The organism is Shewanella xiamenensis (assembly GCF_024971755.1).
Lineage (GTDB): Bacteria > Pseudomonadota > Gammaproteobacteria > Enterobacterales > Shewanellaceae > Shewanella > Shewanella xiamenensis.
Window position 1 is genome coordinate 2,087,372 of the sequence record NZ_CP079718.1, and the last position, 24,069, is coordinate 2,111,440.

Consider the following 24,069-nt stretch of genomic DNA (forward strand, 5'->3'; position numbering starts at 1 on the left):
TATGGACTTAAGTATGTTTTACGAACTCGATAAGTCGGGTTCGCCAGTGCTAGATGAACACCAACAGCCAGTAATACGCCATCGGCCAGAGTCAAAAGCTCTGGCCGATGTGCTTTTAGTCACTCGCCTACATGCTGCTAATCCCGCAATGCATTATGTCATCGATAAGTTTATTGAGTTGTACGCTGTCACGCTCAAATGGGATTGGTTCGAGCAGTATCAAGCATGGCTTGCGCGTAAAACAGATGCTGAGCTTAATGCGCCAGCGTTACCAATAGATGCGCAAGATCAGCAAGCGATTGAGCAGCCTTTATTTGCAGAGCCTGAACCTGTTCGTCCTGAACTTAAAACCATCGAGCAATATCGCGCTGAAATTTTAATCGATGGCATCAGCATTGACGAGTACCTATTCCGCACCCAACGAACTGCTGCCGTTAACTCAATCACTGTTGAAGTCGATGGACTCGTCTTTGATGGTGACGAGCAATCACAACGCCGCATGTTGGCCGCAATCCACGCATCTGAGGATGCTGGGATTACCTCCACCATTTGGCGTTTAGCAGATAACACCGAAGCGGTGGTTACTGTTGAGCAAATTCGCCAGGCGCATAGCTTAGCGATTATCGAACAAGGCAAGCTATGGACCAAAGGTGCCGGCGATGCTTAGTGCTGATATTCAAACCCTCGAACCGGGCAATGAGATTATTCTCTATGAAATCGACGGTACCGCCTTTGGTGCCGATATCCTGCGCTTTCATCCCCATAATCTGACATACACCGAAGCTGAGTTAACCCAAGCCGCACAAACACAGCAACCGTTAGCAGCAAAAGTAATTTATTGGCAGGGTGAAGAATACAGCCCGTGGCCAGCGCAGTTAGAAGGGGTTGAAGTTAACTCAGATGGCTCGCCCAGCACTCCAACGCTAACGGTGGCCAACCTCGATGGCAGCATTAGCGCCCTGTGTTTGTACTTTCAGAACATGGAACAAGCCAAGGTCACGATTCGCCGAACACTGGCAAAATACCTTGATGCGACCAACTTCCCCAGTGGCAATAGCGAAGCGGATCCAACCCAAGAAGCGGTTGAGATTTGGTATGTTGATAAAAAAGTAAATGAGGATAATGTCGCCGTTACCTTTGAACTGTCCAACCCAGCAGATTTATCAGGCTATAAAATCGGTAGGCAAATGACCGCCTATTGCTACTGGTGTCAACGGGGTGAATATCGCGGCGCGGATTGTGGCTACACTGGCGAAGCCATGTTTACCGATGAAGATCAACCAACCGATAACCCAGCGCTAGACCAGTGCTCAGGCACAATAAAAGGCTGCACCTTACGCTTTGGCGAAAATAATGAATTACCCCATGGCGGCTTCCCAAGCGTTCGGCTAATACGTTAAAAGCATTTTCCCGCCGTCAGCAAAATGGTCTAACACACTAAGCAGGTCCCTATGCATCCAACCATTTTACATGCCTTCAGTCAGCATGCGGCTAGTTGCTACCCTCACGAATGTTGTGGGTTGCTGATCCAGCTTGGTAATAAAGCGCAATATGTGTCATGTGAAAACAAGGCGACTAACAAAGCCGATGAGTTTGTGATTGATCCGCAGCAATACGCGGATATTGACGAACAAGGCGCAATCATAGGCATTTGCCACAGCCACCCAGACGCCAGTAGCAAACCCAGTGAGCGCGATCGCGCCATGTGTGAGGCTAGCGGCTTACCTTGGCATATCCTCAGTTGGCCTGATGGTGACTTACGTACCATAGTGCCAACGGGTGAGCGTAAGCCACTGCTAAACCGTCCGTTTGTCCATGGTGTATGGGATTGCTATAGCTGCGTTCGCGATTGGTACCGTGAGGTGCAACAAATCCATTTGCCAGACTTTGAGCGCCAAGACGGCTGGTGGGAAGGCGAGCAAGAGCTATACCTAGATAACTTTGCCAAGGCAGGATTTGTGGCGCTGCCAAATATCGACCTAGCCGATCTGCAAATTGGCGACGGCATCTTAATGCAAATTCAAAGTCAGCGAGTTAATCACGCCGCCGTTTATGTTGGCGAAGGCAAGATCCTGCATCATCTATATGGACGCCTTAGCCGCCATGATATTTACGGTGGATACTGGCAGCGCAATACCCGCTTGATAGTGCGTTACCATGGTAAGTAAAACACGATTTATTCAAAGCGATATAAGACTTATCCTGCCATAAATATGCGGAAAAATACCTTCTACTAAAGCCACCAAATCGGTGGCTTTTTTATTACCTCAAATTCATGTTTTCGCGGAAACACCATGAGCACACATACCACTATCAAACTATCAGGATCATTAGCTTCTAGGTTTGGCCGCGTTCACCAGCGCTTACTCGAAACTGGGACCACAACCGAAGCTTTTAGCGCGTTAAAAAATACCCTTCAAGGATTTGAGCTATTCATCAAAGAACAGGCAAAGCTCGGCCTACGCTATGCGATTTTTCGCAATGGACGCAATACCGGAATGGATGAATTTGAGTTAGCCGGTACCAATGAAATTCGCATTGTGCCTGTAATCGCAGGCAGTAAGCGCGGCGGTATTCTGCAAACCATCATTGGCGCAGTGATGATCGTTGTTGGGGCTTATTTTGGCCAAGGGTGGCTAGTTCAGGCTGGCGTGGGTTTAGTCGCTGGTGGCGTGGTGCAAATGCTATCTCCGCAAGCAAAAGGACTAAAGGGCAGGGAAGCCGCGGAGAACGCCCCAAGCTATGCCTTTGGTGGTGCGGTTAACACCACTGCTGCTGGTAACCCTGTTGGTATTGGTTACGGCAAGCGCCGTATTGGTGGCGCCATTATTAGCGCAGGTATTTATGCCGAAGATATTGCTACATCAAAACGCCCAATTCAATCAGGCGGCGGTAATGGCAACGGCAATCAACAGGAGCCTTAACTACATGGGTATTCCCGCATTAAAACAACTCGTTATCCATGGGGCTAAAGCAGGCGAAAGCGAGCAGCGTACTCCGGTTGAATCGCCTGATGATCTGCGCTCCATCGCCAAGGCTAAAATCTTGCTGGCAATCGGCGAAGGTGAATTTGAGGGCCAATTATCCGGCCAAAATGTGTTTTTAGATGGCACTCCTTTGCTCGATGCCAATGGCGCTGAAAATTTCCCCGGTGTTATTTGGGACTTTCGCCCTGGCTCTGTACATCAAACCTATATTCCTGGCTTGCCATCGGTCGAAAATGAGGTTGCCTTAGGGATTGAGTTAAAATCTGAGCAGCCTTACACCCGCGCAATCACAAACTCACTGCTCTCTGCTGTGCGGGTTCGCTTTCGCTGGCCAGCGCTGCAACAGCAATTAGATAACGGTGATGTAAACGGCTATCGCATTGAGTACGCTATTGATCTGTCAACCGATGGTGGTAGCTATCAAACGGTATTAAGCACGGCGGTTGATGGTAAAACTACCCAGCCCTATGAGCGCAGCCATCGTATTGACCTACCTGCGGGTAACAGCTGGCAGATACGCATTCGACGCCTAACCCCAAACCAGAATAACAATCGTGTGGCCGATTTAATGCAAATCGCGGCGATTACCGATGTGATTGACCGCAAACTAAAGTACCCAAATACGGCATTGCTTTATGTGGAGTTTGACGCCAGCCAATTCCAAAACATCCCAGTGGTTTCGTGTGAACCCTTTATGCGCAAGGTAAGGGTACCAACAAACTATAATCCACTTACCCGCGAATATACGGGCGTTTGGGACGGTAGCTTTAAAATCGCATGGACCGATAATCCAGCATGGGTGAGTTACGACATTATCCTTGATGATCGCTTTGGCACAGGCAAGAGGATCAATGCGTCGCTGGTGGACAAATGGGAACTTTACCAAATTGCCCAGTATTGCGATCAGCTGGTGTCAAACGGCAAAGGCGGCACGGAGCCTCGCTATATCTGCAATATTTATATTCAGCAGGCAACAGAGGCGTGGCAAGTGCTGCGTGATTTGGCGTCTATCTACCGAGGCATGACCTATTGGTCAAACGGCCAAATGTACTCAGTAGCCGACATGCCTCGCGATATGGATTTTATCTACACCAATGCCAACGTGATCGACGGTAAATTTAGCTATTCGTCGAGCAGCGAAAAGGTTAAATACACTCGCGCCTTGGTCAGCTGGGATAATCCAGATAACGCCTATGAGTCCGATGTTACCTCGGTATCCGATCAAGCCTTACAGCGCCGTTATGGCGACAACGTAGTCGAATTATCCGCCTTAGGTTGCACCCGCGAATCAGAGGCGCAGCGCCGCGGTAAGTGGGCAATCTATACCAATAACAATGACCGCGCGGTTAATTTTAAGGTTGGAATGGATGGCAGCATCCCGTTACCTGGTTATGTGATTGGTGTAGCCGATCAACTGATTGCTGGTAGCCGCATTGGTGGGCGAATCTCGGCAGTGAATGGCAAACAGGTCACCTTAGACCGTGCTGCCACTATCGCTGTTAACGATCGCTTGATTATTAACTTGCCAAGCGGCAAGGCTCAGGCGCGTACCATTGAGGCCATTAATGGCCGAATGGTAACGGTAACTACTGAATACAGCGAAACGCCATTGCCACAGCTGTTATGGTCGGTTGAGTCAGACGAGCTAAAGCTACAGCAATTTAGAGTGCTGCGTGTCGCCAAAGCCAATAGCGATAGCATTGAGTACGAGATCACCGCAGTTGAGCATAACCCAAGTAAATACCCCTATATCGATACAGGCGCACGACTAGAAGATAGGCCAATTAGTAAATTGCCAGTTGTGGCTCAAGAAGCACCGGCTACAGTGACCATCAGCCAGTCAACATTTACTGAGCAAACACTGTCAGTCACGACTATGACAATTCAGTGGGCCACAGCTAAAAATGCCGTGGCTTACGAAGTGGAATGGCGCAAGGACTCAGGCGAGTGGGTTAAGCTGCCAAAAACCAGCGGTACCTCGGTTGATATTCGCGGCGTTTACACCGGGCAATATATTGCTCGAGTTCGCGCAATCAACTCTGTTGATGTGTCGTCAGTGCCTAAGTCCTCTGATCTGACCAATATCACGGGTAAAACTGGCTTGCCGCCTGCGGTAGCCTCATTTACCACTACGCCGTTAGTGTTTGGCATCGCCTTAAATTGGTTATTTCCTGCTGGTGCAGAGGATACCTTGCGCACAGAAATTGAGTACGGCCCCAACAATAACGACAGCGGTATGATCAAGTTAGGGGATTTTGCCTACCCGCTTAGCAGCCACACAATGACAGGCCTGAGCGCAGGGGTTAGCTTTTGGTTTAGAGCGCGTTTAGTTGACCGCACTGGCAACGTGGGCCCATGGTCTAACTTTGTAAACGGTCAAAGCTCAACCGACCAAACCAAATATGATGAGTACTTCAGCGAGCGCATTACATCATCAGCACTCGGGCAAGAGTTGCTATCAGAGATTGAGCTGATCCCAATCATCAAAATTGAAACAGACAAAATCCCTGATATTGAAGTCAGCATTACTGAAGCCGAAAACAAAATTCAGCAAATGCAAGCCGAGATCGCCGATATTGCAGGCGCACCGGATTGGGATAACACCGCCAGCTATCTCACTGGGCAGTTGGTTAAATATCAAGGCAAATTGTATTCGGCTAAGCAAGATGTTCCCGCAGGAACGCTGCCAACAAACTCGACTTATTGGACAAAAATAGGCGAGTACTCAACCATCGGTGAGGCGCTTGCTGCATTAACTGTCCGAGTGGATACCGTTGAAACGTCAATTGAAACCATTGACGGAAAACTGACGGCTGAATCATCTCGTATTGATGGTATTTTTGCTCAGGTTAATCCGCCATTGGCTGGCGATACTGGCTGGAATGCTGGGTCAACTGTGGTGTTTGCTGGTGTGTGGTCTGAGCAATATGCAAGAGCTGCCGCTGATGAGGCATTGGGAAAAAGTATTGAAACTGTTGCCGCTACCATTGATAAAAACACAGCTGCAATCATCACAGAGCAAATGGCGAGAGCCACAGCAGATGAATCACTGGGAAATCAAATCATCAGCATATCCGCCACAGTAAACGGCAATGCTGCGCTTATTAAACAAGAGCAAACCGCCCGTGCGGATGCTGACAGTGCCTTAGGCCAACGCATTGATAGCGTGCAAGCCACAACAGGGGCTAACACTGCAGCAATTCAACAAGAGCAAACCGCCCGCGCTAATGCCGACAGTGCTTTAGGCCAGCGCATTGATACTGTACAAGCCACAACTGGGGCTAACACGGCAGCAATTCAACAAGAGCAAACAGCCCGCGCGGATGCTGATAGCGCCTTAGGTCAACGCATTGATACAGTGCAAGCCACAACTGGTGCTAACACTGCAGCAATCCAGCAAGAACAAACAGTCCGCGCCAATGCCGACAGCGCCTTAGGTCAGCGCATTGATACCGTGCAGGCCACAGCAGGGGCTAACACTGCCGCTGTACAACAAACATCAACTGCATTAGCTGAGTTAGATGGCAAACTGCAAGCCATGTACTCGATTAAGGTTGGGGTAACGGCCGACGGTAAATATTACGGCGCAGGCATGGCGATCGGTATTGAGAACACGCCAGAAGGCATGCAATCGCAAGTTCTCTTTACTGCTGATAGATTTGCAATTGTGAATCAAATCACTGGTGCAACAACTATCACTACGCCGTTTGCTGTTCAAGGTGGTCAGGTATTTATTAATAGCGCGATTATTGGTGATGGCACTATCAGCAACGCTAAGATCGGTAACTATATCCAGTCAACAAACTATGTTGCACAAACAACAGGCTGGAAATTAGATAAAGCTGGAGTATTTGAGATTAATGGTTCTACAGCTGGGCAAGGACGCATGCAAATATCAAATAATCGAATAGATGTTTATGACAGTAGCGGAAATTTAGTTTGCAGAATGGGTAAATTAACATGAGTTATGCGCTGGCTGTTTATAACGGTGGGAAAGAAGTTCTTTACAATGCGACACCATATAACTTGTTTTGGTGTCTACGTGTAAAAGACCTTTATCCAGGAGTTCACTCAGTCACGCTTCCGTCAAATGGTATTGGTGGTAAGCTTTCGTTCGTTTGGGGATTAGAGCGTAGCACTCCGGATCAAGAAGTGTCTTTAGGTAGCACTTTCAGAGTAAAAATAAACAGCCTGACTATCACAGGCAACACCGTAACATTTACGTTAGAGCAAGATGCGTTTGGTGTTTCATCTATATTGCTTTCATTTTTTTATTCACGGTGATTTATGTACGGTGTCGAAATTCGCAATAAAGACCTTTCGTTATTTTTAGGTACCTATGAAACTACCTTTATGTATTGGGGATATAAGGACGTAACCCACACCAATGGTACTGATACCTATATCGATCTGTTTGGTATTCCGGTTGGTTACGATATTCAGATTTATACCTACTGCAACACCCAAGGAGAGCAATACCCATACCTTAGAGCGCTGCATGTTACTTTAGATGGAACCGCCAGCACATGGAGAGGATTAGTTAATTTTTGGATGTATTCCGGTACCGCTAGGGTGTATGTCTTTGCGTCGGCAAAAGCAATTAATTTGCCGAAGTATGGCTTAGCCATTTATGACACTGCAGGAAATGTGCGCTTTCACAGCGCTAGACCTCCGGTATCAATAAAACTGCTTGGCGAAGTGATTTATTCGCAAGGCCAGCACAGGACCAACTGCAGCTTTAAGCCAGCCTGCAAGCCAACCATTGCCAGAGTAGATTCTGAATACGCAGGAACGCCAGGGCAGTACTATGTTGAGTACTCTCGATTTAATGGGTTTTACAACAGTAGTGAGGGCGGCTATCAGCACGGATGGACACTACAAACTCAAGGGCCACGAGGTGGCCCTTCTCGTTATCAACCTGCAGATGTAATGAATTACGCTGTTATTGATGCGTCTTACTATGAGCAGTTCCCAAACTTGGGTAACTTCCCGCAGTAGTTATTTACTGATAACGCTCAACTCAGAAATAGGGGTGTTGGGTGGATTATTGTAAATCGTCGCCAAAGCGCTATCAGCCAATGTGCTCTGCGCTTTAAGTACTCGATAAGAGTCTTTATCGGTTCGATTTAAGCCAAAAATCTTATAAGCCACCAAATCAAAAGTGACATTAGGGCAGGATTCCATGTCGCCAACTTCAATTGTGTATTGCCAATTACCGAGAGGGATTGAAGTAAGGCAGCCCACATTTGATGATTTAATCGTGATGTCAGCTTGCTCTGTGCCATTTGAATATCGAATGATCTGATAACCGGCCACTTGCTCGATACGTTCTAATGACAACAAGATTTTGTCTATATCAGCAGAGTGAGACTCAACAGCGATCACCAGCGGCAAATCTGCATCACTTGGTCTAACCGTTTTCCCGTCAACTGCATTTGTGCTTGAAATCAAATTTTTGATATCTGCACCAGCATCATCATCTCCACCACCACCGCATCCTGCGAGTGAAACCATTAAAGCCATCAGCGCTAAACGTTTCATAAAATCCTCACGAAATTTTTCTAATCATTAATTATGCAATTATCAATAAATTACATACCAATCAAACATTAAATTATCACAGTTTTTAATGTTCTGTTGTGTTTCATATCCATTAAAATAGGGCTCACTGTACGACCAACTGCAATTAACGTATAATTATACCACTTTTGGAACTGTGTACATGGCTGTGTACATGCAAACAAAATATACAGAATGCGAGGTGACAAAACCCTTGTTTTCAAAAAGAATTTTATTGAAGATATAACTAATGAGTGAAAAATTGCAGAAAGTCTTGGCCCGTGCAGGCCATGGCTCCCGTCGTGAGATGGAGGCATGGATTGCTGCAGGCCGAGTTAGTATTGATGGCGTGATTGCCAATCTTGGCGATCGTATCGAAGCTGATGCAAAAGTACGTATCGATGGTCGAGCCATATCGCTCAAGTCTGCCGATGATGTGATTTGCCGCGTGCTGGCCTATCACAAACCCGAAGGTGAGATTTGTAGCCGTAAAGACCCTGAAGGTCGTCCAACTGTGTTTGATCGCTTGCCTAAAGTGCGTGATTCGCGCTGGGTTGCGGTAGGCCGTCTGGATATCAACACTTCAGGCCTATTGCTGTTTACCTCTGATGGTGAACTGGCAAACCGTTTGATGCACCCGTCTAACGAAGTTGAACGCGAATACGCGGTTCGTACCTTTGGTGAAGTGCCAGAGGCTGCGGTACAACGTCTGCGTACCGGCGTGATGTTAGAAGACGGTATGGCGCAGTTTGATGCCATTAAAGCCGCGGGTGGTGAGGGTATGAACCAATGGTGGCACGTGTGTTTACGTGAAGGCCGTAACCGAGAAGTGCGTCGTTTATGGGAATCTCAAGAGGTGCAAGTCAGCCGTCTTATCCGTGTGCGTTACGGTATGGTGGAATTGCCTAAATCCTTACCCCGTGGTGGTTGGATTGAATTGCCAATTGAGCAAGTTAACTACCTGCGCCAATTAGCGGGTCTTGAACCTGAAACTCGTACTATGCTGGCTGCAGATAAACACAGTGTGGCTCGTGCGCAGGTGAAGAGTGCCAAAATTCGCCGCGCTGTACGTAAGCATAAAGTCACCTCAACGGGTAAACCGAAGCCAACGCGTCAACGTAGTTAATCGGTTTATGTTACCCAGTTAAAAGGCCGCTTGCGGCCTTTTTTGCTTTCTGTTGCCTATGGTTATGCTATAACAAGCCTAAAGATGACGAGGAGATGAACCATGGAGTTAATATCGGTCAAGCGTATTTGGGAGCAAGGTGAGCATAATGCTTTTACCGATCTGGTGTTATACCAAGGGGCGTTATTTTGTGTATTTCGAGAAGGCTCTGCTCACGTATCTCCTGATGGTGCTTTACGTATTCTTTGCTCCCATGATGCCGGGGAAAATTGGCAAAGTGTGGCGCTGCTGACTTCGGCTCATGCTGATTTACGGGATGGCAAATTAATTGAATTTCGAGGTGAGTTGTTGCTATTGGGTGGTGGTACTTTGCACAATAAATCAGGTTTACAATCCTATCTTTGGCGCTCAAAGGATGGCGTAAATTGGTCCGAGCCGCAGGCGGTAGCTGATAAAGGTTACTGGTTATGGCGTTTAACTGAGTATCAAGATGCACTCTATGGTGTGGGATATCGGGCGGGGCCTGATGGAGACACTCGCCTGTATAAAAGTAATGATGGTACCGAATTTACGCCTTGGATGCCTGTTTTTAACGACCAAGGTTATGTAAATGAAAGTTCGCTGGTATTTCACCAAGGGAGTTGTTTTTGTTTATTAAGGCGCGATCCCGTGTGGAGTGACGAGTTTTTAGGTTTACTGGGTCACAGCTTGCCACCTTTCAAGCAATGGACTTGGCAAACACTCGATAAACGCATTGGTGGGCCAGTGCTGTTTGTCTATCAATCCCGTTTGATGGCGGTTGTACGTCTTTATGAAGGGAACATTCGCACTGCACTTATTGAAATAAATCAAGAGACGGGCGCTATTCATGAGAGGCTCACGTTACCTTCGCAGGGCGATACTAGTTATGCTGGCATTGTTCTGAAAGGTGATCATCTTTGGGTGAGCTATTATTCTAGTCACGAGCAGGTATCGGTTCCCGATAATATTCAAGTCCAAAGTGATAACTTGCAAGAGAAGTCTAAAACAATGATTTACTTTGCTAAAATTAGACTCAGCGACTGAGTAAAAGTAAAGGGAACCATTCGGTTCCCTTTACTTTTATACCACAGCGTTTAGTGAGCCTTACTTACTGGGCATTGAATTGCTGACCGTTAATATCGCTAGAGTCCTGTCCCATTAAATACAAGTAAGTCGGCATGATTTCTTCGGCCGTTTTTAAATCCAATGGATTTTCGGCAGGGTATGCTTTAGCACGCATTTCGGTGCGCGTTGCGCCTGGGTTAATGCTGTTCACGCGGACTGAAGTGCCATCACATTCGTGGGCGAGTACCTGCATCATGCCTTCGGTGGCAAATTTCGAGAAGGCATAGGGCCCCCAGTAGGCGCGGCCCTGACGACCAACACTGCTTGAGGTGAAAATAATCGAGGCACTTGGTGCTTGGCGTAGCACTGGCAGTAATGCCTTGGTTAGCATCACTTGTGCGGTGACATTGACTTTAAGTACATCTTCAAGTGAAGGAATATCGATGTGTTCAAACGGACCTAGGGCGCCGAGTAAACTGGCATTATGCAGTAAACCATCTAAATGGCCGAACTGTTCGCTGATCGTGTCGGCCATATCACGGTAGTTTTGTTCGGTCGCACCTTTTAAATCCAGTGGCACAATGGCTGGCATCGGATAACCCGCTTGCTCGATAACATCGTAAACGGCTTCGAGTTTTTTAACGGTTTTACCGAGTAAAATCACCGTGGCGCCATGCTTGGCAAATTCGATAGCCGCCGCGCGACCAATGCCTGCTCCTGCACCAGTGACTAAAATAGTTTTACCTTTAAGTAAATCTTTTGCTGCTTGATATTCCAACATGAGCCTTTTATTCCTCTTGGCGAAAATGCCCGCCACTTCTAGAGTCGCTGAACTGCTAAACGCATGTTTCAAACAAATGAATGAAACTTTGTTATAAATAGCTAAAATCTTTGTGACAAACTTGTGGCTAACTCAATATTTTTACGTTAACTTGAAATGAGTTAGGGGCTAACATAAGCCCTATTAGTCATAGCTTTTGCGCTATTGTGACTAATTTCTTGGGGAAAACAAAACTATTACAACAAGATTTGGGGAAAAAAAATGAAAAGACTCATTTTGTGTGTTGCGATTGCATCAGCACTGGGCCTCACAGGATGTGGCGAGGACAGTTATAACGAACTCAAGGATAAGACGGAGCCGCTCATCCCTGAATCCCATATGGTATTCGACCCTGCTAACTCTAAAGTTCCTTTGCCAAATGACCTCCTGTTCAGCGGCACTAAGGATGGTACTTTATCTATACCGGGTGAAAGTTCTGGTAATTATACCGATCCTCAGATTGCACTCGGTGCATTAGATGGATGGTCAACTACGTCGCCCATTTCAATCGATATCGATTTAGCAAAAGATCATGATGGCACCCAGCTCACCCTGATGGCGGCATCTGTTGCCCAGCCTGGCGCGGTAAGAATGTTTGAGGCTACCGTGGGGGGCGCTTTGTCCTCTGATCCTGAGTGTAAAGCCAAACCGTCAGTATCAGCTTGTAAAGTAGGGGCTGAATTACAATTTGGTGTGGACTTTGTTTCTACTGCCTCAGGCAATAAAGTCGTCATTATTCCACTAAAACCGCTTAAAGCGGGTCAGTCTTATATTTATGCGACCACTAAGTTAATTCAGGATTCAGAGGGACGCGGCATTGCCCCTTCAACAACCTATGGTACGTTGAAGATGGATATCAATACGCTGCCTCTAGAAACGCCAGATCAACTGATGTTGCAAACCTTAATCAATAGTTATGAGAAGGGGATTGCTGCTGCACATAATGTTGATACTTCAACAATTACCTACTCTGGCTTGTTCACTACTCAATCAGTCGCAAATGTTTATGAAACCACAAAACTGTTGATGGCAAGAGGCGCTCCCTATGCACCTAGTTTTGCACAAATGCCGACTCCTACTGGGTTAACTGTGGCTCAGGCTGCGGGATTAAAACCAGCAGATGGTATGGCTTACGTGGTTTCAAATTTAGCGGATGTCTATACTGCAAAAATTAAATTGCCAATTTACGGTGATTGTTCTTCTGTCAGTTGTTTATCTGCAGAAGGTAAACCATTAATAAATGGGAGTTGGAAAGCCCAAGGCGATAGCCCCGTTTCTGTGCTATTAGCGCTGCAAGCGGGCACCTTAAGCCAAACTAACTTTGGTATGCAGGCTGTCGCTAATGGTATTGCTAACCCCGCTGATGCATTAGCTAATCCTTCGCTAATGGCAGGTAAAACCTGGCTATTAGACGATGGTACTGCGGTTGATAAAACCAAACATTTGACCAAATTTAACCCAATCCCTGCGATTAAAGGTTATGAAACGGTACCTGTACTGATTTCTATGCCTAATGCCACTAAACTCGCGGCCTTCTATCAGCAGCAAGGCTTAACCTTTACACCACCAACCTCAGGCTGGCCAACCACGATTGCGTTGCATGGTTTAGGTGGTGGTAAGGAAATGTCTTTAGCTTATGCGGGTTCTTATGCGGCCATGGGCGTGGCAACGGTAGCTATCGATATGCCTTTACATGGTGCTCGTTCATTCGATGCTAACGGGGATGGTATTTACGAAGTTTCGGCAACCGATCCCTCTTTTGGCAATGTGATTGGTACCCCGGATGCCTTTAAAAATGGTAATCCGTTAGTCTTTGTCAATATCTCAAGCACGCTATCTGTGCGAGATAACTTCCGTCAGGCAACCATGGATCACCTTGGCGTGCGTTTAGCCTTAACTGGCTTAGCACAAGGACTTGCGCAGGCTAATCAACCACAAGTATTTGATGTCTCTAAGATTAGTGCGCAGGGGTTAAGTTTAGGTGCGATTGTGGGAACCGATTTTGCTACCTATGCCAGCACGGGGATGAGAAATCCAACCACGGGTGAAGCCTTACCTAACCCTTATGTGATTAATGCGGCTTCTTTGGTTGCTCCTGCTGGTGGTTTAGCTGGCGCTTTTGCCGGTTCAGCCACCTTCGGTCCCGTACTGTTTAATAATGTCACTGCTTCGGCGACATTCAAAGCTTTAGTCGATAAGGCTAATACGGCAGGATATGAGCCAGGCAGCCCTGAATATGCGGCATTAGTTCAGGCGGTTTACGCACAATTTATTCCTACTTTTGCCTTTGCTGTGCAAACGGCGGTGGACTCAGCAGATCCGGTTAACCATGCTGGCATGTTAAAAGCAACAGGATTACCTGTGCACTTAATTGAAGTCGCCGGTGATGGTAATGGTAACTTAGCGGATCAAGTGTTACCTAATAGTGTCGATAACTTCCCATTATCAGGTACTGAACCGCTGATCTCTGCAATGGGTTTACCTTGCGTCGATGCTACGACGAAAGGGCTTGGTGTGGTGCGTTTTGCCAAGGGTCATCACAGTTCTATTGTTGACCCAAGTGAGAAGAGTTCTACAGATGGTATGGCAGCTGCGGCAACGGTAGAGATGCAGACTCAAGTAGCCACCTATGCATCGACTGCGGGTAAAGGTGAGGCGACTATTTACGTCACCGATCCAAGTGTGATCGCGACTTGTCCTAACTAATCCGAGTTAAATCCTAAAAACCCAGCCTTTGCTGGGTTTTTTTATGGCGCTTTAGGCTGTTAGAATAGCGCGCATTAAACCGGATCACCTTAGGTCCCAACGGAGAGTACTTTGGAATTTCTATACGAATATGGCATGTTTTTGGCCAAAGCTGTGACTATTGTTGTTGCGATTGTTGCTGTGATTATTGTCGTCCTCGCGTCCACTGTGAAGCACAAATCGGATAAAGGTGAACTGAGGATCACTAACCTTTCAGAAGAACTGGAAGAACTAAAGCACAGTTTGAAGGAGGAACTGCTGACGAAGAAGCAGTTTAAAGCCTACGAAAAACAGCTGAAAGCAGACGAAAAGGCGAAGGAAAAAGCGGCCGAAGAAGACCACAAAGGCAAGGTTTTTGTCATTGATTTTAAAGGCAGTATTGATGCCGCCGAAGTGGCTTCTCTGCGCGAAGAAATCAGCGCGATTTTAACCATCGCCGAAAAGGGTGATGAAGTTATTGTCAATGTCGAAAGTGGCGGTGGCATGGTGCATGGTTATGGATTGGCATCGAGCCAGCTCGATCGTCTGCGTCAGGCTGACATTCCATTAACAGTTTGCGTGGATAAAGTTGCCGCCAGCGGTGGTTATATGATGGCCTGTGTCGCCAATAAAATATATGCCGCGCCATTCGCCATCGTGGGTTCTATCGGGGTAGTTGCTCAGTTGCCTAACTTCAACCGTTTGCTGAAAAAGCACGAAATTGATTATGAACAACACACAGCCGGTGACTTTAAGCGCACCTTGACCGTCTTTGGCGAAAATACTGACGAGGGCAGACAGAAGTTCCAACAGGAGCTCGAAGAAACCCATGAGCTGTTTAAAGCTTTTGTAACAAAATATCGTCCTCAGCTCGATTTGGCAAAGGTGGCCACTGGTGAACATTGGTACGGTCAACAGGCGATTGAATTAGGCCTTATCGATGCGATTTCAACCAGTGATGATGTGTTAATGCAGTTAGCGGGCGAACGTACCGTGTATAAGCTGCGTTATCAGGTGCGCAAGAAACTAGCTGATAAAATCGCCCATGGTGCGTCCCTGTCGGTAAATGCGATTTTTAATCGATTAGTTGAGAAAAATCGTCCCATGTAAGCCGACGCACTGACTTAATACCGATGAAAACGCCTGCGAATATGCAGGCGTTTTTGTTTTGTTTGGGCGCGAAATGAAATAATACATTTTTTTAACATTAAGTTTGGTTTAAGACTATTCAAAATAAGCGAGATCTTATACAACTAATCACCTAGGGAATTAAAAGCTGAACAAATCACATTAAGGATATTCCATGTTACAGCGCGTCGATTACAAGACGAACCTGATGGTAGGCGATCAAACCTATCCCGCATTTGAGCTGCGTAATATTCTCGACTTTATTGCCTCACAGTTAGGCGAAAAAGCCTTACAGCAAGTCTGTGGTCATATTGGTGTTGGCCGGACTGAGCTTAATCATTGCCAGTTTGTCTTTGTCTGGCAGGTGGAATATGCGATGGAGTTTTTACGCTTACAGGGTGGAGATCCCGATATTGGTACTAAATTAGGGCTGAGTTATCGGGTGAGTAGCTTAGATGTATTGTTGCCCCATCTTGCTCAACTTAGCTCATTGCAGGCCTGCTTACAGTTTGTGATTAATCACCCGAGTTTAGTTGGTAGTTTTACTGATTCTTTGGTACGTCTAACAGATGACAGTGTTTGCATTCGTTGGCTTAATACGGGTCGTATTGATAAAGCACAATACGGATTTCAGTTTTTACACAGTATTGGGTCACTATTGGGGCTCGCCAGAGAGCTGACTGGGGAGGCGATAACGCTAAGTCAAATTAATTTGGTTGAGTCAGGTCGAGACTGCCGTTTTTTAGAGGAGGCAACGGGGGCGAAAGTGCAGTTTAATTGCGAATATTACGAATGGAGTATTTCCCTTAATTATCTTGCTTTTGCAATAAACTATCCTTTCCCTAAATTTGCAGAGGTAACGCCTTCAGCTTTTACCACCTCCTTTATCGAAACCGTGTTGATAGCGATCCGCGCACATTTTCCCCATGTACTTCATTTAGATGAAATGGCGGCGCAGCTGCATATGAGCGACCGCAGTTTTCGGCGTAAACTTGCTCAGCTTGGATCGAGTTATCAGCGTCTCGTTGATCAGGTGCGCTGTCAACGGGCGGTCGAGTTGATTTTAGCCAACAAGCTAGATATTGAGGCGATTGCCGAGACCTTAGGCTACTGCGATGTGAGCCATTTCCGTCAATCCTTTAAGCACTGGATTGGCCATCCGCCAGGATATTTTAGTCGGCTTAACTGCGGCTAAAGGATAGTGAACTAGCTTAATTGGTTAAAACGGACGCGATACTTTAAGAGAAACGGCGCTATCCTATATTCAATTTCATCCTTGTTTATCCCATTTATTTTTGTTTAACGTCACTCCATTGCCTATGCAATGTGAGTGGCATTAGGACGTGTTGACGTTTCGAGATTAGACTTTGTTCGTTCTGGAAAGCACGTGCTCGCGAAACGAGGAATGATGTGTAGTTATTCTACTCAAATGACGAGCGGCTCTTATGACAGAAAGTAAGAGCAAGGGCTTGCCAGATGAACCCTTCGGGCAGCATTTGGCTGGCTTTTCTGCCGCGTTATCGTCCGTTTATGTAGAATAACTACACTGCACGGACTTTGCCTTGCATAAAATCCAGCCACATTGCTGCAAAAATAACCCTGAAACGTCAACACGCCCTAGTACTACTCAGCACTTCCCTAAATACAATTACCTAAACTCGGTGCCAGTGAATCAATCCATTGACGAATTAATTCAACGCCTTCTTGGTGCTCAAGATTGCGACCGATAGGTGGCATGCGGTCTTTCGGTTCAGAGAGCGTTTGGCGATACAGCAAAATCGAATGTTCAGCATTGCCGGGGACAATATCGTAATCGAGTCCTTTCGCGCCGCCATCCCATCCCGGAGGCTGCTTACAGATCCCATATTGATAACTGGTGTGATCGATATAAAAACCGAGGCGTAATCCAGAGATACTGGCAAAGCCTTTAGCGCTATGGCAGTGGGCGCAGTTTACATCTAAATAGCCCTTAGCGCGGGCGGTTAAATCGGCTTGAGGGTTGTCAATTGCATAGGTTTTGGCCACTTCGCTTAACTCGGGTAATTGCTCTAGTTTACCTTGTTTGGCCCACAGGCTTAGTTGATTGATCCTTTGTCCTTGGTCGACGATGTCGCGATTCAATAAGTGGGCTTTAAGGCCAATCGGAATGATTTGGCTGCTGTTATCTTGGTTGGTTTGGTGACAAATTTTGCACTCGGCGCGGCTCGGTATGTTGTAATCGAAGCTTTGGCTTTGGCCTTGGTTAATCAGGGTATGATGCACGCTTGCGCCGGCGGTAAGCAGCTTTGCCTCACCTTGTTGCCATTGATAAACCAGACTCGTCCAACCTTGAGGGCGTTTTATCAATAGCCGCGTTTCGATTAGCGTTTCGTTGGCTATGCCTGTGATAGCCGTATCCTGTGGAAGAGCAAAGGTTTTAACCAGCACGGCGCCAGTTGGAAACTCAAATGCCTCCTGCGCTTGGTACTGTATGCTGCTGCCCGCGGGTAAATAGATAAAGCGGTATTTGCTGGCATAGTTAGAAAACAGCTGCATAGCGAGCTGATAGCTAAACCCCGGAGTTTGTGGCTGTATGGTTGGGTTAGTTGGGTCGATAAAGAGACCATATTGACTTAACACTGGGCAGTCTTCTGCCATCAAGGCGGCCCAGTTAACTTGCCCTGAAGTATTCACACAAAGGCTAGTTGGTATCGTTGGATTAGTTGGGGTCGTGGGCGGCGGTGTTTGGCCGCTATCGCTGCTTTGGCTGTCACTACCGCCGCAGGCTGTGAGCAGCACAGTGATAATCAACACCAACGAAAGTGTTTGGCGATTTTTCATGGATTATCCGCTCTTTAAGCTGTTGCTTGAAATAAGAAGACCTAAGTTGGTCTTCTCTGTCAGGATGTCGCTCTGTCTTGAAGTGGTAAGCAAGTGGGTGATTGCAAGCATGCTTTCACCCACTATTACGTTAACGCTAGCGTGAGCAGCTTGCTGCGGGTAGACGTTTAATCCATTCGCTGATCAACGCGACGCCTTCATCATGGGCTAAGCTTCGGCCAATTTCAGGCATACGATCGCCCGGAGTCGTGCTTTGCATTCTAAAGTGCAGGATGGACTCAGCGGCATTGCCTGGGACTATATCGAAACCTAAGTTTCCACCGCCATAGGCAACCGGTGATTTACAGGTGCCATGGGAGAAACCTGCATCATCGCTGTAGCCACGCCAGTACTCGAGTTTTAGGCCAGTATTAGAGGCGTTGCCCTCGGGTCTATGGCAATGGGCGCAGTTGATGTCGAGATAACCCTTAGCCGTTTGCATTAATGCTGTATCGCTTAAGCTTGCGACGGTCGCTTCGTCACCATCGTGGTAGGCGGGCACTTGTGGTACTTGGCTTAGGTTGGGCAATCCTTGCAAAATACCAAGGCTTTCCCATTTCAGCAGTTGGTTCATACTGCCGTCTTGATAGCTGAAATTGCGGTTCAAATGGCGCGCCTTAGGACCAATAGGCACAAACACGGCGTTGCTATTGTTATCAGCTTTAAACTGGTGACACTGCTTACATTGGTTCATGCTCGGGACCATGTAATTAAAGGTGAGGCTTTCTCCTTTATGGCTTAAGGTTTGACTGCTAATCGCACCGGCTTTCGCCAGCGTCGCATCTGTCTTATCGGCATTCCACACATAGGGCAGGGCGCTCCAACCCGTTGGACGATGGATCAGCAAACGGGTTTCAATCAAACTCTCGTTACTGATCCCACGCTTACTGGTATCGCTTGGCAAGGCAAAGGTTTTGACGATAACGCTACCCACTGGGAAATCAAACGCTTCGTTTTCGGAGTAACTGGCTTTTTGTCCCGAAGGCAAATACACAAAGCGGTATTTGCTGGCGTAGTCGGTAAAGAGCTGAGTGTTAAGATCGTAAGGGACACCGCCCGAATTGGGGCCTGTCGTGGGGTTTTTGGCATCGCTGAACAGATTGTAATCCGACAGTTTAGGGCAGTTTGCTTTTAGCAGCGCATCCCAACTGACGTTTGAACCCGTCGCCTGACAAAGACTTTGGTCACCATCACCCACTAAACCGCCTTCGCCTTCACCGATAGTGCCACCGCCGCCAACGAGCACGCCGCCATCACAGCCTGCGGTATTATCGTCAACTCCGCAGCCAAACACTTGGCCCGCGAAGGTAACTGTGTGTACGGGTAGGCTCACCTGGGTACATTTCAGCAGGTTGTTCTGGGTTTTCTCGTATTGCACATCGGCGATGCTGATGTCGGTGTTGCTGTTGGCATAGAGTCTGCCGTAGGACACATCACCGTTATCACTGGCGCAGACGTTATCACTGCCATCTGCGGCAAAGGGCGCCTCTTTCAAACCTAGGTAAGCAGCGGTGCCGTTATTGGCAAGCATTTCCCCTAAGCCGTCGTAGAGCACGCCGGGCAAGGTGCCGTGACTGATAACATATGCACGGATAATATCTTGAATTAAATAACCTTTAGGCTTGCTGCCATAGTCAGTGATCACGTTGTCGTGCAAGTAAATATTGCGCGGCACTGGGCGCCAGCCATCTTCAATGGCTTGACCTGGTTGACCATAGTTGCCGACAAAGGAGGTCATATCGGGTTCTGCAATAAAAAAGCTACTCACAGTCACTCCTAGGGTGTCGTGACGGGTAATTTGGTTATTGAAAATTTCCACATCTGCGGTGGATAAAATGATCACTCCAGTGCCCGGCGGCACAATATGCACACCTGCGGGGTTAGCAGAAGCATTGGCGAAGTTAGGCGTGTTGTTGTCATACACTTTGTTGTTGAAAATCCGCACGCTAGAGCCGTATCTGTGGTTATTGATCGGCAAGTCGAACACTAAAATTCCACCCGTATTGCCCATCGCTTCGTTGTTATACACGTCGGCATATTTGGAGTTTTCGATTTCAATCCCCGCCACGTTTTCTTTGGCGATATTGCGACGCACCACAATATATTGGGACTGCCCAACATAAATCCCCGCATCGGCACTGCCGCGAACATAACTGTCTTCAATCAGAATGTTTTCACATTCAACCGGATACAAACCATAGGCACCATTATCTTTATCGAGTTCGCCTTCCCATACTGCACTAACGCGGCGCAGGATAATGCCGTTAGTGTTTTTAAGTTTGATACCATTGTTTTTTGCCTCATTAACCGACAGATCTTGAATGGTAATGTTGAGAGCGTTTTGGACGAAAATACCATCTCCCGAGTTCGCTTGGGCGAAATTAAGGATAGTGTCCTTCATCCCGTAGCCCATGATAGTGACGTTTTTGGCATAACTGCCATCCCCATCTACATCGCCATCGAACAGCAAAGTTGAGTCGATATTAAAGGTTCCTTTAGGAAGCACGATCACTGCACCACTTTGCGCGTTAATTAAGGCTTCTTGAATACGCATCGTGAGGTTATCGCCAGCGGGGATTTTGATTGCACCTTCGGGAAAGGTGGGTCCAGTTTCAGGTGGCTGCACCACGGGTGGCGTTACCACTGGTGCGGGATCATCGTCAGAAAAACAACCTGTTAGATTGAATGCCATTAATAGAGCTATGCCTGTAGGCATTAGCCAGCTCGCTTTACCTTGAGTTATATTTCTGTGGGAGTTGCTCGGCCAGAGCTGGCGTGATTTTGCCTTAATGCCCTTGCGTGAGAGTGGGTGTGTCGTCTTGTTGAACATAGGTGCTCCTGCTTTTGTTATAATTTCGTTAACAGGATGCGCTCGGAGCTGAAAAAGGCAATGTGAAATATGGCCAAAATCATGCCGTGTACAGTGAAGGATAGGACATGCAACCTATTCATTTTTTTAGAATGGTTAAGCCAAAAAAGCTGACCACTTAATGGCTGTTTTAAACTATTCGGGTGATATTTAAGCCAGATTAGAACAAAGTGTTTACAAGATGAATAAAACATCATGAAGCGAATGATTAATTAGATTGCCTCTCCAAAATCACTATGTTAAAAATCGTTCGATTAAATAGGATTGAATAATAAAATAAAGTTAATTTTATTTTAATGTCCTATCAATGCTTATTGTTGATTTTATTTGCAGATTAAACAGCGCTTGGAGAGTAAAATGGGTAGGCGGATCCGTGTGATTATTAGTTTGATAATATTCACAGTCTCGTTGTTTCTGCTATATAACTTAGAGCAGGATTATCAGTTAAATGATATTTTTTTAGAGATTAAACAATTTGCACCATCAAAAATTTTATTAGCGGTTTTATTGACGTTGGTCAGTTATCTACTATTAACATTATATGATTATCTTGCCATTAGAAAACTAAAATCGCCTTTAAGTTATCAACAGATAGCTCCTGTTTCATTCCTGGCATTTACCTTCTCTAATACGATAGGTTTTTCATTATTGACCGGCACATCTATACGCTACAAATTTTATTCTGAATTAGGTTTGAGTGGCAATAATATTACCCAGGTTGTACTCGCTTGCTCAGTGACATTTTTCCTTGGACTTTTCTTTATCTGCGGACTTGCTCTGATTAATTTTCCTGCAGAGCAACTTTCCGACTTACCGTTGCCAACTTGGTTTTTCTCTCTTAATCGAGTGATTGGTATCTTGATGTTGCTGGGTGTCATTAGTTATTTTGTATTTAGCCTGATGTGGAAAAGGTCTATTCATTTTCGTGGGTTCGAATTGGCACCACCGATTTTTTCCTTATCTCTAAAGCAGTTTCTAGTATCGAGTATTGATTGGATCGTTGTGGGGACATTATTTTACTCTCTACTACCTGAGGTGGATGGATTAAGTTATTTACAGGTCCTTAGCATCTTTTTTGTAGCCAATGCAATCGGGGTGCTTGCCCATGTGCCTGGAGGGATTGGCGTATTTGAAACGGTAGTTACTGTTACCTTATCGCAATATTTACCTGCCGAACAAATTTTAAGTTCAGTGATTATTTATCGATTAATGTATTACATAGTGCCATTTGTTTTAGCGCTGATGTATTTTGTGGCAACCTTAGTATTAACTAATAAGGATAAGTTTTCTAAGTTAAATGTTAATTTACAGATTGTCAGGCAATTATTGCCACCATTATTAAGCATTAGTGTTTTTGGCGTTGGCTTAGTGTTGTTGCTATCGGTTGTTAACCCTTCCATTATTCATAAATATCATTGGCTAGGTGAGATAGTGCCGCTACCAATTGTGGAACTATCAAGTTTGATATTGAGTGCGAGTGCTATTTTACTCTTGCTATTATCACACGGTCTATTTAAACGTTATCAAAAAGCGTTTGAGTTAACGCAAAAACTCTTATTGGTAGCCATGGTGTTTATTGTACTAAAGGGCGCTCAGTGGCAGATATCCCTCGCACTTGGTCTTATCTATTTATTAATGCTGCCCTGCGAGCAGGTTTTTTATCGCCAAGGTTCTATTGTGGGAATTAAATATTCTTTTGGTTGGGCCTTATCGCTGGCGGCGGCATTATTTTTGATGATGTGGGTGCTATTTTTTGCCTATCAGGATGTGGATTACGATCATTCACTTTGGTTTACTTTTTCTCAAGATAGCCATGTGTCCCGTGCATTGCGGGGTGGGGCGGTTGTCCTAGTGATCTTGTTGATTTTTGCATTTCGCTACGTGTTAGCGATGAGAAGACCGCAAACCCGTCTATTGGATGAGCATACTTTAAGCTGCGCTATGGATATCGTCGCTAACGCTCCAAGTAGCCACGGATTTCTTGCTTTAGTTCAAGATAAGTCATTGTTATTTAATGAAGATAACGATGCATTTTTAATGTATGCCCGCGCAGGACATTGCTGGGTTGTGATGGGCGATCCGATTGGAAATCCAGATAAATTTGATGATTTACTCTGGCAGTTTAGGGAGTTATGCGATGCTTACGATGGTTGGCCAGTATTTTATCAAGTCACGCAAAAGTATTTACCCCACTTTTTAGAACAAGGGTTGAGCCTATATAAACTCGGCGAGGAGGCCATAGTGCCCTTGGCGGAATTTGATTTACAGTCGAGTAAGTATCGTAGCTTGCGTCAAAGTCATGCGAAGGCTTTAAGGGAAGGGTTACGGTTTAAAATTATCGAGGCCAGTGAAGTGAAGGCCCTATTGCCAACGTTAGAGGTTATTTCTTCGAGCTGGCTTAAGGCGAAGCAAGGTCGAGAAAAGGGATTTTCAGTTGGGTATTTTTCTGCTGCTTACCTGTGCGCCACGCCGATGGCCTTAGTGTATTTAAACGACGAGCTTGTAGCTTTTTCCAATGTGTGGGCCAGTGCGGCCAAAATAGAGTTTTCGGTTGATTTGATGCGCTATGAGCCTAGTTTATCGGGCAGTAATATTATGGATTTTTTGTTTACAGAACTCTTGCTATGGGGAAAACAGCAAGGATATCAGCAGTTTAATCTCGGCATGGCGCCCATGTCTGGATTGACTGATAGAGCCTTGGTGCCATTTTGGACTAAGCTTGCCAAAACGGTTTATAAGAAGGGGAATAAATTTTACAACTTTCAGGGGCTTAGAAGGTATAAGGATAAGTTTAATCCAAGGTGGGAGGCTAAGTATTTGATTTGTTATGGTGGGCTCTCTTTACCTGTAGTGGTGGGCAGTCTTGTGACCTTAACGAGTCGTGGTACAACTGGCGTGTTTAAAAAGTAGG

General features: G+C 46.2%; 17 protein-coding genes. 13 read left to right on the forward strand and 4 right to left on the reverse strand.

Annotated elements, in window-relative coordinates; translation table 11 throughout:
- The first annotated feature begins 1 nt into the window (after position 1).
- The 7 genes from KXJ80_RS10540 to KXJ80_RS10570 all read left to right on the forward strand — a co-directional run bounded on the left by KXJ80_RS10540 (position 2) and on the right by KXJ80_RS10570 (position 7,985).
- The gene (locus KXJ80_RS10540) at positions 2–667 is read left to right on the forward strand and encodes a DUF4376 domain-containing protein (protein ID WP_259474764.1); all 666 of its coding nucleotides are present in this window, start codon (positions 2–4) and stop codon (positions 665–667) included.
- Complete coding sequence (locus KXJ80_RS10545; protein WP_259474765.1) at positions 660–1,400, forward strand: phage minor tail protein L; 741 nt, start codon at positions 660–662, stop codon at positions 1,398–1,400. The genes KXJ80_RS10540 and KXJ80_RS10545 overlap by 8 nt, the downstream gene beginning before the upstream one ends.
- A 51-nt stretch (positions 1,401–1,451) precedes the next feature.
- Positions 1,452–2,168 (forward strand): C40 family peptidase, encoded by a 717-nt coding sequence (locus KXJ80_RS10550; protein WP_259474766.1) that lies wholly within the window; start codon positions 1,452–1,454, stop codon positions 2,166–2,168.
- A gap of 126 nt (positions 2,169–2,294) precedes the next feature.
- Complete coding sequence (locus KXJ80_RS10555; RefSeq protein ID WP_259474767.1) at positions 2,295–2,924, forward strand: tail assembly protein; 630 nt, start codon at positions 2,295–2,297, stop codon at positions 2,922–2,924.
- On the forward strand, positions 2,845–6,951 hold the full coding sequence (locus tag KXJ80_RS10560) for a TipJ family phage tail tip protein (RefSeq protein ID WP_259474768.1): 4,107 nt from the start codon (positions 2,845–2,847) through the stop codon (positions 6,949–6,951). The genes KXJ80_RS10555 and KXJ80_RS10560 overlap by 80 nt, the downstream gene beginning before the upstream one ends.
- The gene (locus KXJ80_RS10565; RefSeq protein ID WP_259474769.1) at positions 6,948–7,271 is read left to right on the forward strand and encodes a hypothetical protein; all 324 of its coding nucleotides are present in this window, start codon (positions 6,948–6,950) and stop codon (positions 7,269–7,271) included. Before KXJ80_RS10560 ends, KXJ80_RS10565 begins: the two co-directional genes overlap by 4 nt.
- A gap of 3 nt (positions 7,272–7,274) precedes the next feature.
- Positions 7,275–7,985 carry a hypothetical protein gene (locus KXJ80_RS10570; RefSeq protein WP_259474770.1) on the forward strand — a complete coding sequence of 237 codons (711 nt, stop codon included), beginning with the start codon at positions 7,275–7,277 and terminating at the stop codon, positions 7,983–7,985.
- Here KXJ80_RS10570 and KXJ80_RS10575 read toward each other — a convergent pair whose 3' ends face one another.
- Positions 7,986–8,528, reverse strand: a complete 543-nt coding sequence (locus tag KXJ80_RS10575; protein ID WP_259474771.1) for a hypothetical protein — start codon at positions 8,526–8,528, stop codon at positions 7,986–7,988.
- A 268-nt stretch (positions 8,529–8,796) separates the two neighbouring features.
- Between KXJ80_RS10575 and rluB the strand changes: the two genes are divergently transcribed.
- On the forward strand, positions 8,797–9,672 hold the full coding sequence (rluB, locus tag KXJ80_RS10580; protein ID WP_037419997.1) for a 23S rRNA pseudouridine(2605) synthase RluB: 876 nt from the start codon (positions 8,797–8,799) through the stop codon (positions 9,670–9,672).
- Between the two features lie 102 nt (positions 9,673–9,774).
- Positions 9,775–10,737: an exo-alpha-sialidase gene (locus KXJ80_RS10585; RefSeq protein ID WP_218738811.1), complete on the forward strand. Its 963-nt coding sequence runs from the start codon at positions 9,775–9,777 to the stop codon at positions 10,735–10,737.
- Positions 10,738–10,801: 64 nt separating this feature from the next.
- On the opposite strand, the gene KXJ80_RS10590 is transcribed toward KXJ80_RS10585, so the two are convergent.
- On the reverse strand, positions 10,802–11,539 hold the full coding sequence (locus tag KXJ80_RS10590) for a YciK family oxidoreductase (RefSeq protein ID WP_037419993.1): 738 nt from the start codon (positions 11,537–11,539) through the stop codon (positions 10,802–10,804).
- A gap of 261 nt (positions 11,540–11,800) precedes the next feature.
- Between KXJ80_RS10590 and KXJ80_RS10595 the strand changes: the two genes are divergently transcribed.
- From KXJ80_RS10595 to KXJ80_RS10605, 3 genes are all read left to right on the forward strand, one after another.
- On the forward strand, positions 11,801–14,284 hold the full coding sequence (locus tag KXJ80_RS10595; protein WP_218738810.1) for a VolA/Pla-1 family phospholipase: 2,484 nt from the start codon (positions 11,801–11,803) through the stop codon (positions 14,282–14,284).
- A 111-nt stretch (positions 14,285–14,395) separates the two neighbouring features.
- Positions 14,396–15,412, forward strand: a complete 1,017-nt coding sequence (gene sohB / locus KXJ80_RS10600; RefSeq protein ID WP_218738809.1) for a protease SohB — start codon at positions 14,396–14,398, stop codon at positions 15,410–15,412.
- 193 nt (positions 15,413–15,605) lie between these two features.
- Positions 15,606–16,625 (forward strand): AraC family transcriptional regulator, encoded by a 1,020-nt coding sequence (locus tag KXJ80_RS10605; RefSeq protein WP_218738808.1) that lies wholly within the window; start codon positions 15,606–15,608, stop codon positions 16,623–16,625.
- A 443-nt stretch (positions 16,626–17,068) separates the two neighbouring features.
- Here the strand turns inward: KXJ80_RS10605 and KXJ80_RS10610 are convergent, their stop codons facing one another.
- Positions 17,069–18,250 (reverse strand): SO2930 family diheme c-type cytochrome, encoded by a 1,182-nt coding sequence (locus tag KXJ80_RS10610; RefSeq protein WP_218738807.1) that lies wholly within the window; start codon positions 18,248–18,250, stop codon positions 17,069–17,071.
- Between the two features lie 136 nt (positions 18,251–18,386).
- On the reverse strand, positions 18,387–21,119 hold the full coding sequence (locus KXJ80_RS10615) for an SO2930 family diheme c-type cytochrome (RefSeq protein ID WP_218738806.1): 2,733 nt from the start codon (positions 21,117–21,119) through the stop codon (positions 18,387–18,389).
- 396 nt (positions 21,120–21,515) lie between these two features.
- On the opposite strand from KXJ80_RS10615, the gene mprF reads away from it, so the two are divergent.
- Positions 21,516–24,068, forward strand: a complete 2,553-nt coding sequence (gene mprF / locus KXJ80_RS10620) for a bifunctional lysylphosphatidylglycerol flippase/synthetase MprF (protein WP_218738907.1) — start codon at positions 21,516–21,518, stop codon at positions 24,066–24,068.
- The last annotated feature ends 1 nt before the right edge of the window (position 24,069 follow it).

Coding starts and splice junctions, on each gene's coding strand:
- KXJ80_RS10540 (WP_259474764.1), top strand. CDS start 2: ATGGACTTAAGTATGTTTTACGAACTCGATAAGTCGGGTTCGCCAGTG.
- KXJ80_RS10545 (WP_259474765.1), top strand. CDS start 660: ATGCTTAGTGCTGATATTCAAACCCTCGAACCGGGCAATGAGATTATT.
- KXJ80_RS10550 (WP_259474766.1), top strand. CDS start 1,452: ATGCATCCAACCATTTTACATGCCTTCAGTCAGCATGCGGCTAGTTGC.
- KXJ80_RS10555 (WP_259474767.1), top strand. CDS start 2,295: ATGAGCACACATACCACTATCAAACTATCAGGATCATTAGCTTCTAGG.
- KXJ80_RS10560 (WP_259474768.1), top strand. CDS start 2,845: ATGCCGAAGATATTGCTACATCAAAACGCCCAATTCAATCAGGCGGCG.
- KXJ80_RS10565 (WP_259474769.1), top strand. CDS start 6,948: ATGAGTTATGCGCTGGCTGTTTATAACGGTGGGAAAGAAGTTCTTTAC.
- KXJ80_RS10570 (WP_259474770.1), top strand. CDS start 7,275: ATGTACGGTGTCGAAATTCGCAATAAAGACCTTTCGTTATTTTTAGGT.
- KXJ80_RS10575 (WP_259474771.1), bottom strand. CDS start 8,528: ATGAAACGTTTAGCGCTGATGGCTTTAATGGTTTCACTCGCAGGATGC.
- rluB (WP_037419997.1), top strand. CDS start 8,797: ATGAGTGAAAAATTGCAGAAAGTCTTGGCCCGTGCAGGCCATGGCTCC.
- KXJ80_RS10585 (WP_218738811.1), top strand. CDS start 9,775: ATGGAGTTAATATCGGTCAAGCGTATTTGGGAGCAAGGTGAGCATAAT.
- KXJ80_RS10590 (WP_037419993.1), bottom strand. CDS start 11,539: ATGTTGGAATATCAAGCAGCAAAAGATTTACTTAAAGGTAAAACTATT.
- KXJ80_RS10595 (WP_218738810.1), top strand. CDS start 11,801: ATGAAAAGACTCATTTTGTGTGTTGCGATTGCATCAGCACTGGGCCTC.
- KXJ80_RS10605 (WP_218738808.1), top strand. CDS start 15,606: ATGTTACAGCGCGTCGATTACAAGACGAACCTGATGGTAGGCGATCAA.
- KXJ80_RS10610 (WP_218738807.1), bottom strand. CDS start 18,250: ATGAAAAATCGCCAAACACTTTCGTTGGTGTTGATTATCACTGTGCTG.
- KXJ80_RS10615 (WP_218738806.1), bottom strand. CDS start 21,119: ATGTTCAACAAGACGACACACCCACTCTCACGCAAGGGCATTAAGGCA.
- mprF (WP_218738907.1), top strand. CDS start 21,516: ATGGGTAGGCGGATCCGTGTGATTATTAGTTTGATAATATTCACAGTC.